The 12444-nt window shown below is 56.4% G+C and carries 10 protein-coding genes; all 10 read right to left on the reverse strand.

Features of this window, described 5'->3' with window-relative positions:
* Window positions 1-61 precede the first annotated feature (61 nt).
* The 10 genes from gabT to ampR all read right to left on the reverse strand — a co-directional run bounded on the left by gabT (window position 62) and on the right by ampR (window position 12373).
* Complete coding sequence (gene gabT / locus PGR09_RS00300; RefSeq protein WP_430915716.1) at window positions 62-1345, reverse strand: 4-aminobutyrate--2-oxoglutarate transaminase; 1284 nt, start codon at window positions 1343-1345, stop codon at window positions 62-64.
* Between the two features lie 14 nt (window positions 1346-1359).
* Window positions 1360-2808 carry an NADP-dependent succinate-semialdehyde dehydrogenase gene (gene gabD, locus PGR09_RS00305; RefSeq protein WP_251850126.1) on the reverse strand — a complete coding sequence of 483 codons (1449 nt, stop codon included), beginning with the start codon at window positions 2806-2808 and terminating at the stop codon, window positions 1360-1362.
* 22 nt (window positions 2809-2830) lie between these two features.
* Entirely contained in the window at window positions 2831-4099 is a 1269-nt protein-coding gene (gene lhgO / locus PGR09_RS00310; protein WP_430915717.1) for an L-2-hydroxyglutarate oxidase, read from the reverse strand.
* Between the two features lie 27 nt (window positions 4100-4126).
* Entirely contained in the window at window positions 4127-5104 is a 978-nt protein-coding gene (glaH, locus tag PGR09_RS00315) for a glutarate dioxygenase GlaH (protein WP_430915718.1), read from the reverse strand.
* A 261-nt stretch (window positions 5105-5365) separates the two neighbouring features.
* Entirely contained in the window at window positions 5366-6070 is a 705-nt protein-coding gene (locus PGR09_RS00320; protein ID WP_047046057.1) for an EAL domain-containing protein, read from the reverse strand.
* 9 nt (window positions 6071-6079) lie between these two features.
* A complete protein-coding gene (locus PGR09_RS00325; RefSeq protein WP_015368067.1) occupies window positions 6080-7120 on the reverse strand; it encodes a fimbrial protein in 1041 nt (346 codons plus the stop codon).
* Between the two features lie 19 nt (window positions 7121-7139).
* A complete protein-coding gene (locus tag PGR09_RS00330; RefSeq protein ID WP_045391070.1) occupies window positions 7140-9665 on the reverse strand; it encodes a fimbria/pilus outer membrane usher protein in 2526 nt (841 codons plus the stop codon).
* A gap of 90 nt (window positions 9666-9755) precedes the next feature.
* Complete coding sequence (locus PGR09_RS00335) at window positions 9756-10439, reverse strand: fimbrial biogenesis chaperone (protein ID WP_045391067.1); 684 nt, start codon at window positions 10437-10439, stop codon at window positions 9756-9758.
* 69 nt (window positions 10440-10508) lie between these two features.
* Entirely contained in the window at window positions 10509-11036 is a 528-nt protein-coding gene (locus tag PGR09_RS00340) for a fimbrial protein (RefSeq protein ID WP_045391064.1), read from the reverse strand.
* Window positions 11037-11482: 446 nt separating this feature from the next.
* Window positions 11483-12373 (reverse strand): LysR family transcriptional regulator AmpR, encoded by an 891-nt coding sequence (gene ampR / locus PGR09_RS00345; protein WP_045391061.1) that lies wholly within the window; start codon window positions 12371-12373, stop codon window positions 11483-11485.
* Between the last annotated feature and the right edge of the window lie 71 nt (window positions 12374-12444).

The following is a 12444-nucleotide window of genomic DNA, read 5'->3' on the forward strand; positions in this document are numbered from 1 at the left end:
CCCATCCGGCCGACAGGCAACCGGACGGGACGCGCGAGCGTCGCCATCCGGTGCAGGAGTGTTAGCGTTGTTTAGCTTCGTTAAAACAGTCGGCGATAATCTGCAGCCCCTGCGCGATCTGCGCATCTTCGATAGTCAGCGGCACCAGAATACGCAGCACGTTATAGTACGGCCCGCAGGAGAGCAGGATCAGGCCTTTATCCCGCGCGCGGGCGACGATATCCGCCGTTAGTTTGGCGTTGGGTTTGCGGTGATCGCCCTCTTCAAAGAGTTCAATGGCGATCATCGCTCCCAGGCCGCGGACGTCGCCGATTTCAGGATGCGTTTCGGCGATATTGAGCAGGCCCTTACGCAGCTTGTCGCCGAGCTGGTTGGCTTTTTCCAACAGGTTTTCCTGTTCGAAAACCTTGAGTACCGCCAGCGCGGCGGCGCAGGCAATCGGGTTGCCGGCATAGGTGCCGCCCAATCCGCCCGGCGCAATGGCGTCCATGACTTCCGCCCGTCCGGTGGCGCCCGCCAGCGGGAAGCCGCCGGCGATGGATTTGGCAAAAGTGGTGATATCCGGCGCCACGCCCATCTGCTCCATCGCGAACAGCGTGCCGGTACGGCCCGCGCCGCTCTGGACTTCATCGGCGATCAACATGATACCGTGCTCGTCACACAGCGCGCGCAGGCGCTGCATAAAGGCCGGGGAGGCGGCGTAGAACCCGCCTTCGCCCTGGACAGGTTCGATGACGATAGCGGCGATATCTTCCGGCGCGGCGTCATTTTTGAAGATGCGATGGATGCTGGCGATCGCGTCATCATCGCTGATGCCGTGCAGCGCGCACGGGTAGAGCGCGCGATAGACATGGCCCGGCATTAATCCCATGCCCGCGGAGTAAGGGTTCACTTTACCGGTTAACGACAGGGTGTAATGGGTACGGCCATGATAGGCGCCGGTAAAGGCGATGGTGCCGCTACGCCCGGTCGCCGCGCGGGCGATTTTGACCGCGTTTTCCACCGCTTCCGAACCGGTGGTCACCAGCAGGGTTTTCTTGGCGAAATCGCCGGGCACTTTCTGGTTCATCATTTCGCACAGCTGCAGGTAGGGCTCGTAGGCCAGCACCTGGAAGCAGGTATGGGTCAGCTTCTTCAGCTGGCCTTCCACCGCGGCGATCACCTCAGGATGCAGGTGGCCGGTGTTCAGCACCGCGATACCGCCGGCGAAATCGAGATATTCACGGCCTTCAACGTCCCATACCCGGCAGTTCTCCGCACGGTCGGCAAAGATAGGGTGAATTTGTCCGACGCCGCGCGGCACCGCGTCGCTACGGCGCTGCATTAACGCTTTATTGCTGGTCATGTCCTGCTCTCCTGTTAAAGGCCGATACACATATATTTGATTTCTAAATAATCTTCGATGCCGTACTTCGAACCTTCGCGGCCCAGACCGGAGGCTTTAATGCCGCCGAACGGCGCGACTTCGTTGGAGATAATGCCGGTATTGATGCCAACGATGCCGTACTCCAGCGCTTCGCCGACGCGGAAGACGCGGCTCAGGTCGCGGGCGTAGAAATAGGCGGCGAGGCCGAATTCGGTATCGTTGGCCTGGGCAATCACATCGGCTTCATCTTTAAAGCGGAACAGCGGCGCCAGCGGGCCGAAGGTCTCTTCTTTCGCCACTTTGGCGCTGCTCGGGACGTTGACCAGGATGGTGGGCTGGAAGAAGTTGCCGCCCAGCGCGTGCGGTTTACCGCCGGTGACGATGCGCGCGCCTTTCGCGAGGGCGTCGGCAATATGTTCTTCGACTTTAGCTACCGCTTTATCATCGATCAGCGGGCCGGTGGTGACCCCGTCCTGCAGGCCGTCGCCGATGCGCAGCTTTTCCACCGCCTGCTGCAGTTTCTCGGCGAAACGGTCATAGACGCCGTCCTGTACATACAGACGGTTGGCGCAGACGCAGGTCTGCCCGGCGTTGCGGAACTTCGACGCCAGCGCCCCTTCGACGGCTTTATCGAGGTCGGCATCGTCAAAGACGATAAACGGCGCGTTGCCGCCGAGTTCTAACGACACTTTTTTGATGTCTTTCGCACACTGTTCCATCAGCTGGCGGCCAATTTCGGTCGAGCCGGTGAAGGAGAGCTTGCGTACCAGCGGGTTGCTGGTCAGTTCGTTGCCGACGGCCCCGGCGGAACCGGTGACCACGTTAAATACCCCGGCGGGAATACCGGCGCGATTCGCCAGTTCGGCCAGCGCCAGCGCGGAAAACGGCGTCTGGCTGGCGGGTTTCAGCACCATCGTGCAGCCGGCGGCCAGCGCCGGGCCCGCTTTACGGGTGATCATCGCCGCCGGGAAGTTCCACGGGGTGATGGCGGCGGTAACGCCGATGGGCTGCTTAATGACAATCAGGCGCTTGTCGGCCTGATGACCGGGAATGGTATCGCCGTAAATGCGCTTACCTTCTTCGGCGAACCACTCAATAAAGGAGGCGGCGTAGCTGATTTCGCCTTTGGCTTCCGCCAGCGGTTTCCCCTGTTCGAGGGTCATCAGGCGGGCGAGATCGTTCTGGTTCTCCATCATGAGATCGAACCAGCGGCGCAGAAGGGTGGCGCGCTCTTTGGCGGTCAGGGCACGCCAGGCTGGCAGGGCGCGGTTGGCGGCTTCAATGGCTTCGCGGGTTTCGTCGGCGCCCATTTTCGGCACGCTACCCAACTGCTGGCCGTTGGCGGGGTTGGTCACCGCAATCACATCGCCGTTTTGCGCATCGCGCCACTGGCCATCAATCAACGCCTGCTGGCGAAACAGAGTTGCATCTTTAAGTTGCATAATCGCTTCCTGTCTTAAGGGGTTAACGAGTAAAAGCGGCGTGTAGTGTCTCCACGCTACGTGCCGCACGCAGCGTGCGTCCGGGATTGCTCTGGCTTGCCAGCAGGGTTTGCACCTTGCTGACGATGTGCGCGCCGATCGGGATAGCCGACGTGGCCGCCGGCGACGGCGCGTTACAGGTGTGGATGGAACGCGCGGTAGTAACAAAAAGGAAATCGTCGATCAGCTTGCCCTGCGGCGATACCGCCTGTGCCCGCACGCCGGCAGGCCACGGGCGTAAATCGCTCAATGTCAGGCTGGGGCAGTATTTCTGCACCAGCCGCAGATAGCCGCTTCTGCACAACGAATTCTTCATTTCGCCAAGCCCGGAGCGCAGGTTGTTTTGTAATACCCGGCGAATGCCGGGCGAGGTCAGGATCTCGAAGGTATCGGTCAGCGAGATATCGCGCTTACGATAGCCTTCGCGCTTCAGCGCCAGCACCGCGTTAGGGCCGACAGTGACGCTACCGTCGATCATGCGGGTCAGATGGACGCCGAGGAACGGCATCGCCGGATCGGGGATAGGATAGATAAGATGATTAACGATCTGGTTGTGCTGCGGCGCCAGTTGGAAATATTCGCCGCGGAACGGGCAGATGATAAAGCCGGGATCGACGCCGATCATTTTCACCAGCCGATCGGCCATCAGCCCGGAGCAGGTAATCAGCGTCGATGCCTCATATTCGCCGCCCTGACGGGTGTGGACGACCACACCGCTGGCGTGTTCTTTCAGGGCGCTGACTTCGGCGTCGTAGACGATCGTTCCGCCTTTAGATTCGAAGATCTTCGCCATTGCCGCCGCCACGTCGCGATAGCTGACAATGCCGCTCGAAGGAACGAAGATCCCGCCCAGTCCGCTGATGTTCGGCTCGCGTTCGCGCAGCTCGCCGGCGCTAAGCCACTCGCGCTGCAGGCCGTTAGCGGCGGTGCGATCCCACAGCGCGCGCATCCGCTCCATTTCCAGCGGCGAGGTGGCAACCAGCATCTTGCCGCAGACGTCGTAGCGAATCGCATTCTGCTCGCAAAAGGCTTTGGTGGCGCGGTTGCCGGCGAGGCAAAACTGCGCCTTGAGGCTGCCGGGAGTATAGTAAACGCCGGCGTGGATCACCCCGCTGTTGTGGCCAGTTTGATGGCAGGCCGGACCGGACTCTTTTTCCAGCAGGGCAATGCGGGCGTCCGGGTAAATCTCAATTAACTGCATGGCGGTCGACATGCCGATAATGCCGCCGCCGATAATCACGAAATCATACATCCGCTCAATTCCTTCGCCTGAGAACCCTTATTGATGAGTCTGGTAATGATTCGTGGAATACGCAAAGTAGCCGCGCTGGCGCATCAGTTCGCGACGCAGATCGGGGTGCGGCGTAAAGCGGTCGCGACCGTGCAGCCAGAACAGGTTGTTTATCAACAGGAATTTCCCCACCGGCACCGGCACGGAAAGAATGTTTTTACTGGTTTCCAGCGCATCGGAGAGGCGGCTCAGCCAGGTGCCTTCTTCGAAATCTTTCGGCTGCACAAACTGGTCGATATAGCGCATTACCGGGCGGCTCTGCTGGTCGACATCGAAAACCGGATGATAGACATCTTTGCTGACGTTTTTGCTCGGCGGCGCGGCCCAGCGCATCGGACGGCGGGCGAGCGGGTCGCGGAAGAATTCGTCGAGATGTTCCCAGTCATCGAGATGCAGCAGCAGTGAATTGCCGCCCTGCATATTTTGCTCATCGATCTTCATCATCAGCACGTAGTCGGTAATTTCTTCGACATAGGTACCGTCATTGTGCAGCTCCATCACGCGGTGCGGCTGACGCAGATAGCTGTCTGAGTTATCGACGTTTTTCACTACGAAGCGGGCGTAATACTGGCCGCTCATGGCATCAAAGTTGGAACGTCCGATCAAATGCGCCACGGCGGTAGCCAGCTTGACCATCTCATCGGCCTGAGAGACGTTGTCAATGCCGATACCGTTGATCAGCAGCGCGCCCTCCGCGCGATTGAGCAGCGTGTTGATCAGCAGCGGCTGCAGCTGGTTGCCGCACAGATCGTCGAGGATCTTGCCGACCTGAAAGCGCAAGAAGGATTTATATTCCAGCGCCTGCACCGGCCACTGCGCGACCTGTTGAAGAAATTGCGCGGTCGTTTCGGCGGTGAACGTTAGCTCCAGCAGACGCGGCGATTGCGCGGACGGAGCGAAGGAAAAACCGGTGTAGCTGTGGGCCAAATCATCAGCATGGGGTTTTACGGCGGTCAGTGCATTCATCAGAATCATTCCTCGGGTAGAGTCAGAGAGTCGGGGTGATGCTCATTTCGTAGCCATAAATTAAAAATATCTACATTTTTGAAAAATGCGTATGAAATAACCATATTGTTTAATTTTTGTGATCGCTAGCAACAATAAGTTAACAATATGAAAGGCGAGGACAGGCGAGGTGGAAAAAGAAAAATGCCAGAAAATGAATAAGTTGAAGAGAGGACGGACAGCCCGGATAGCGGGGGAGTGGATATCCGGGGAAAAGAGGGGTTATTTTTCGACGCTGGCCACTAAGGCTTCAATGGTTTGTTCCCGCCAGAGGAGCCCCTGCAGGGCAAACCACGGCATGTTTTCCAGCCACTGAAGATGGGCTTCGGTTTCAATACCTTCGACGATCACCTGATACTGGTTCGCCTGAAAATAGTGCAGCAGCGAGTCCATCAACTGCTGGCCGTTTTTCTTTTCCAGCAGGCTCCATAACAGGTTCTTGTCGGTCTTGATAAAACGAAAGGGTTGTGCCGTCAGGGCGGCGAACCCGGCGTAACCGGCGCCAAAATCATCCAGCCAGAAGGAGTATTTGTCCGTCAGGGCGTCGATGGTCGGGGTGCGTTTCACCAGCGTGTTGGAAAATTCATTAACCTCAAAATGCAGGCAGCCGATGGTTTTCACACACTCGGCGATAAAATCATCATGCAGCATATGCAGCGTCGACTCGTCGACGTTGAGGGTAACCATGACTTCGTTGTGGCGGAACCACTGCTGATGCTGCCTGACCAGCTCAATCTGTTCGAGCAGGATGCGGGCGCGCAGTGATTCCGATGCCTCACTGAAAAACCGTTCTATATCTTGCGGACTAGCAGGCTCGTGATGAGCAAACCGGGTCAAACATTCAACCGCGATCATTTTGCCTTCGCGGTTGAACATCGGCTGAAATACATAGCGTAACCCGGTCGGTTCGGTGTTGGTCAGCGGCATTTTGCTTCACTATTTAAAGGTAACGTCGATATTGGCCGTCGCATTAAAGGTGCCGATTTTTGGCTTAACGCTTAGCCATTTCAGGCTGGCCAGGAAGTTGCTTTCTACCACGCTGCCGTTAATCATGCCCAACTGCGTCGGGGTATTCATGGAAAGCCAGGTCGTCGGCGCATCGGCGCGCGAGAGCAGGATGCCAAAACCGCTATCGTTGGATGGCAGAATGGTATTGGTGTCCTGGGTCGGCTGCTGGGTGCTGAAGCTGGCCATTAAGGTCTGCCCCTGGCAATCCTGGCCGGCGCCGGTCAGGTCGGCGCGGACGCTGAACGGAACCTGTTTCTCAATGGCGCCGACGACCGCGTTGCGCGCCGGGATGCTGCCGAAGTTTACCGTTGAACCATTGTTCGCCGAGACGGTGATTTTCGGGTTGCAGGCGATAAAGCGGATGTTGCCAAGCCCGGTGACCCACGCGCGGAAGTTACTATTCGGGCGGCTGTTGAGGCCGCCGACGCCGTCAACCTGGAAGATAGCGTAGCGGTTGGTGTCGTTAATCACGCCGTTTGACGGCGGCGGATTGCCGGTGGCTTTAATATAAACCGAGTAGGTCACCGTGACGGTCTGCGGGGTTGCCGGAGACTGGCATGCACCGCCGGGACGGTTGCGGCGGCAGAGCGTACCTGGCCCGATATCCGTTTTCTGACCTTTTACCGGTTTAATATCGGTGCTGAGATAGGTGACGCCGACTTCCAGCGAGTTGTGGATATTCTGCATCCGGGTTTCCGGATCCCAGTACAGATATGCATCTTCACCATTGGGCATGTGATCCGTATCGGTACAGGTAAAGGTAGAGGTAAACGTCGGCGAACGCCACAGCAGGGTACCCGGCTTCAAATTAGCGGTCGAAACGTTAATCTGATCGGTGAGCGCGATGGTCTGCGATACTTCGGTACCGTTCTTCTTACAGCTCAGCGCGAAGCTGCTGGTGGAGAACAGCGCGCTCGAGAGTACCAGCAGCGTCAGCCCGGTGCGGGATAAGAGGTTAAACTTCGACATAACTAATTGTCCTTTCATGTTATTTACAGGTCAGGGAGACGACCTGATAACCACCGGGTTGATCGGCTTGAATAGCAGGTAGTTCTGGCACCGTCAGGCTGCAGGAGGCGTCGGCATCGTCGCCCCATTTCATCTGCAGACGGTCGCCGCTCTGAACGCCGGAAACGTAGGCTTCGCCGCGGGTACCGACCACGCCGACATGTTCGCCGTTCTGGCCGAAGATGTTGGCACCAATCACCGGCACGCTGCCGTCCGCCAGTTTGGCGTGGATAAGCAGGCTCTGGCCGAGATGCGTTTCAAAGGTCACGCGGCCGATGGCGCGCTCGGTCGGCACGATATCTTTCGCCGCCAGCGGGATTTCCAGGCCGTTGCCGATATCCGAAGTACGCAGCGCGACGCGGTTGTGGCGATACGGCATCGCAGAAGTGAGCACCGCGTAGCCGAAGCGGTCAATCGCTACCCCAGGCTGGTTTTCCAGACGCACGCCCTGCGCCCCTTTCGCTTTCACCACAACGAAGGTGTTCTGCAGCGGCTGCGACAGGGTGACGCCGCCGGAGTGCGCGACCACGCCGCCGGAGACGTTCAGCGAAGTCTGCTGATAGTTGTTGTTGTAGCTGTAGCCCAGATCGACGTTACCCATGCTGCCCAGATAACCCAGGTTGACCAGGCTGGTATCGCCGCCGTGCTGGGTGTGGCCGCTCTGCACGAAGTAATTCATGCGGTTGTCATCAAGCAGTGTACCGCTCATCCCGGCGCTGTAGCCGCTACCGCTCTGCTTGCTGTTAGAGGCGTTAAAGTTAACCGTGCTTTCGTGGTCCGGGCCAAAGATGTTGATTGGTACCGAGACGTTGAGGTTAACGCTGTTGTCGCTATAGCCGTAGTTACTGCGGCTGTTCTGGTAAAACACGCCGACGCTGACGCGATTCCAGGTGGTGTTGAAACCGGTCTGGATGGTGCGGTCGTAAGCGGAGGTGTTCCAGTAGTTCTGACGAATAAAGGTCGCGTACAGCGAAGCGCCGGCAATGTGCTGGTTGACCGTCATCTCGACGCGCTGGCGTTTGTTGTTGTATTGCTGCGAGTCGTAGTAACGACGGCGCTGGTTTTGCGTCGCCCAATCCGGCGCGCCGGTTTTATCGTCGCTCTGATCGTAATACTGGGTGTGGTAGAAACCGTTCTGCCAGTTGTTACGTTCAGCTACCGCATCGGAGAAGTCATAGAAGCCTGATGTCGAATAACGGTAGCCGGCGATCTGCACGTCGGTACCGAGGGTATTGAGCGATTTGGAATAGAGGAAGCGCACGCTGGCGCCGCGCTTGTTCTCGCCGGAAGCCAGATCGGTATCAGACCATGAGGCGTCAACGGAGGCCGCCCCGTATTCGCCCATGTTTTTACCCAGCCCGACCACGCCGGAGCGATAGTGCTCGGCCATGATAATCCCGCCATATGGCGTATAGTCGGAGCCGGCGCCATGCGCGACGGTACCCTGGATAAATTGCGGCTGATAATTATTGGTGCCGTCGTGGTATTTACCCGCGGTCACCTGATATTCCCAGATCCCGTCGCGCAGCATATTCGGCACGGAGGAGTAAGGGAGAGTGAAGCTATGGCGTGAGCCATCCGCCTCGATAACCGTTACGGCTAAGTCGCCGCTGAGGGTGCTTGGCGAAATATCGGTCAGCGCGAACGGCCCCGGCGGCACCACGGTGCTGTAGACGGTGTAGCCATTCTGGCGCACTTCGACGCGGGCGTTGGTGTTGGCGACGCCGCGTACTACCGGCGCGTAGCCGCGGCGGCTGTCCGGCAGCATTTCCGGGACGCTGGAAATCTGCGCGCCGCGGAACTGGAAGCTGTCGAAAACGTTATTATTGGTGTTGCTCTGGCCAATCTGAATACGGCTGCGCCAGGAGGCGATGTCGGTTTCCGCCCAGGTGGAAATCGGGTTCCATTGCTCTTTTTGCCCGGTCTGTTTTGACAGGGAAGAGGTATTGCGAAAACGCCACGCGCCGACGTTAAGGCCGTTATTGAGGCTCAGGAAGTAGTAGTCGCTGTCCTGTTTGCCGCTACCGCTGGCAAAACGGGAATGACTGCCGCTGAAGGCATAGTTAACGAAACCGGCGTTGATACCGTCGTCATAGACCAGCGGCGAAATCTCGCCCTGCGGTCGCGCTTCGAGATCGGTTTGCGGCACGGAGATGTTCAGCTCCTGCAGCGCGGCGTTCCAGCTCACGCTACTGCCGGCAATATTTTTTACCAGATCGTAACAGGCGCTGCTACCGGCAGTGTCCGGCACCAGAACGCCGTATGAACGATAGCTGTCGGCATCTAAACAGAAATAGCCCGGGGTGTTAGGCGAATCTTTTTTAAATTCTATTTCCCGGTGATCGACGCGATTTTTATTCAGGTAAATATCGAAGGCATATTTACCTGGTAAAATATCGTCGCCGGTAGAGAGGTTTTGCACCAGCGAGGCGTTATTCGCCCCGCGGATGAAAGAGGTATTGAATTGCTCTTCGGCATTGACAAATGGTGTCGCCAGTAATGACATTGTCGAGGCGTAAACAGCAAAGCGAACATGCTGCGCCAGACATCCAGGGATCGTCCTTATTTTGTTATGGCTAGCCATTGTATTGCTCTCTTACTGAATGCGGATATCTTTAATTTCCGTATGTCCGCCAAAATCATTGATAAAAGTGAATGACATCTGATCCGCTGCCGCCGCGCCGGCTGGCAATTTGATGTTCAGAGAGTCCATGGGATTAACCATGTCAGCATTCACTTTCCAGGTCTTCGCGCCGCTCTTTAGCGTCAGTACGCCGAAAGTCACGTGCAGCGGACCTTTGTTAGTCACGACCAGCTCATTACCTTGCTTGCGCCAGGTCAGGGCCTGCGCTTCCTTTTGCAAGGTGGTTTTCAGCGTGGTAGGGCGATAGAACAACTTCACGCGGGTGCGGATCGCAATTTGCAGCACGTTTTCTTGCTTCGCCGAAGGCGGAATTTCCTGCACGTTGATCCAGTACACGGATTCGCGGTCGGTTGGTAGTCCGCTGCCGGAATAAACAAAGCGCAAAATAGCGTCTTTATTTCCCGCCAGTTTTAAAATTGGCGGAATAGCCTGCATCGGTAAATTGGTTGGCGTTGCGGTGGCGTCACCGGTATCAAGCCAGGTCTGAACCATCCATGTTTCATCGGTATCATTGTGAATGGATAACGCCGCAGATTTTTCCCCGCCGTTATAAATAACCCGAGTCTGATCGACCTGAATACCCGCAAAAGTATCCAGCGAGACAAATAACAATAAAGCGGTTAATAACTTTTTCATTTCACGTTCCAAATAATGTTACCAGCCATCCATGGCCAAAACGTCTACCCTAAAACGGGATTATCCGTATTATTTGTATTCGATGGTGAAGGTGGCGTTTGCGTTAGCAGAACCAGCAGTCACATCCTTCAGGAAGGATTTGTAGCGAGCTTTCAGGTTGAATACCGCGGTGCCGCTGTTGTCGTCAGACGCTGCAACGTTAACCCACGGGGAGTTGTCGTCTGCGCTCTGGTTGATTGGGACGATTTTTTCGTCGTTGGTCAGGATTTCGATACCTACGCCGCCAGCGTTATCAACGGACAGCAGGTTCGGGTTACCGGCAACGGTCGCACCGTCGAAGCGCAGGGAGTAATCACCGGCTTCACATTTTTCCAGGTTGATGGTGAACGCTTTAGAAGCGGTAACATCGCCAACAGCGTTGAACGCGGTAGTCGGGTATTTACCGATGAAAACGTCTTTGTTCTGGTCGGAAGAAGTCACAGTACAGGTTGACTGGATGATTTCACCGGTAAAGTTGACCTTGCCGTTAACTGCGTAAGCACTGGTGGCGGACGCGGACAGGATCAGTGCTACAACAGGCAGTAATTTCTTATTCATTTTAACTCCATGTACTTAAGGGGATAACCATTGTGGTAATCAAACACGGCAAGCGAATACCGTGCAGATGGGTATCCAGATAACCTATGTTGGCGTGTTGATCGCGATGAAATATACAGCAACAGTTTTCGCGGTTTGATTGCTTCGGTGACTTAATTACAGGAAATTAATAGACATAAACGATGCACTTGATCGGACTTATCTGATAATGGCAACGATAATAATTTTATAGCCAGCGGGGCGCTGGGGAGGATGCTATGGGGAAAGGTAAATAATTAAGGTGTTGTTTTTAAACTGTTTTATTGTTTTTGTTTCTCAGGGGGGTAAACGTTTCTGCGCAAGCCAGGGCAAATTAAAAACGCTGATTTATCCAGCGCTATGCATAATGTGTAAGCGTTATTTCCAAATATTTCCTGTTTCCTTCGGGAGCGCCTTCTGATGGCGGATTACTCCGCCGAATTAACCCCTTTTAAGGCCTCCGCCAGCCAGCGGGAAAAATGCAGCATCGCGGGCGTTTCCGTGCGTGATTGCAAACGTGTCAGCCAGTAGTTGCCGAGATCGATATGAATCTTAAATGGCTGCACAATGCGTTTTTCTTCCAGCAGATGGCTGAACATTTTTACCGGGGCGATAGCTACGCCTAAGCCTGCCTGCGCCGCCTCCAGCATGGTCACTGATGAGTCGAAGACAATAACCCGATGGGTTGGCGAAGGCGGAAGTTCTCCCGCTGCCTGCATCCACGCCGACCATTCGTCGCGGCGATAAGAGCGGAGCAGCGTGAACTGCAAAATATCCTTCGGTGTATTTAGCCGGGCAGCTAACGACGGAGCGCACAGCGCGGAGAGCGGGGCGGCGCACAGATACTGCGCGGCGGTATCGTGCCAGGCGCCGCCGCCGAAGCGAATCACATAATCCAACCCCTCGGCGGCGGGATCGACGCGATTATTATGGGTGGAGATCTGCAAATCGATATGCGGACACTCGCGCCAGAAGGCTGGCAGCAGCGGGAACAGCAGGCCCGTAGCGAAAGTGCCGACTACGCCGATCTTGAGCTTCTCCTGCGCCTGGTGACCGGTAAAACGGTCGAGCATCCCGGCTATCCTTTCAAACGACTCATTGAGTACCGGTAACAGGCCTTCGCCTTCGGTGGTGAGCTTGAGGCCGCGCGACACGCGAACGAACAGCTGGCAGTTAAGGTGTTCCTCCAGCGTCTTCACGTGCTGGCTGATGGCGGAGTGGGTGACGTTGAGCTCAATCGCCGCGCGGGTAAAACTGAGATGCCGGGCGGCCGCTTCAAACGCCCGCAGTGAATTGAGAGGAAGATAGCTGCGTGTCATAACATTATCCGTTAGAAAAACTAAAGCCTGCTGCTAAATTTAACAGTTTGTCAGCGCAGTGCAAAACACCG

Source organism: Klebsiella sp. 141251 (genome assembly GCF_050600725.1).
GTDB lineage: Bacteria > Pseudomonadota > Gammaproteobacteria > Enterobacterales > Enterobacteriaceae > Klebsiella > Klebsiella aerogenes.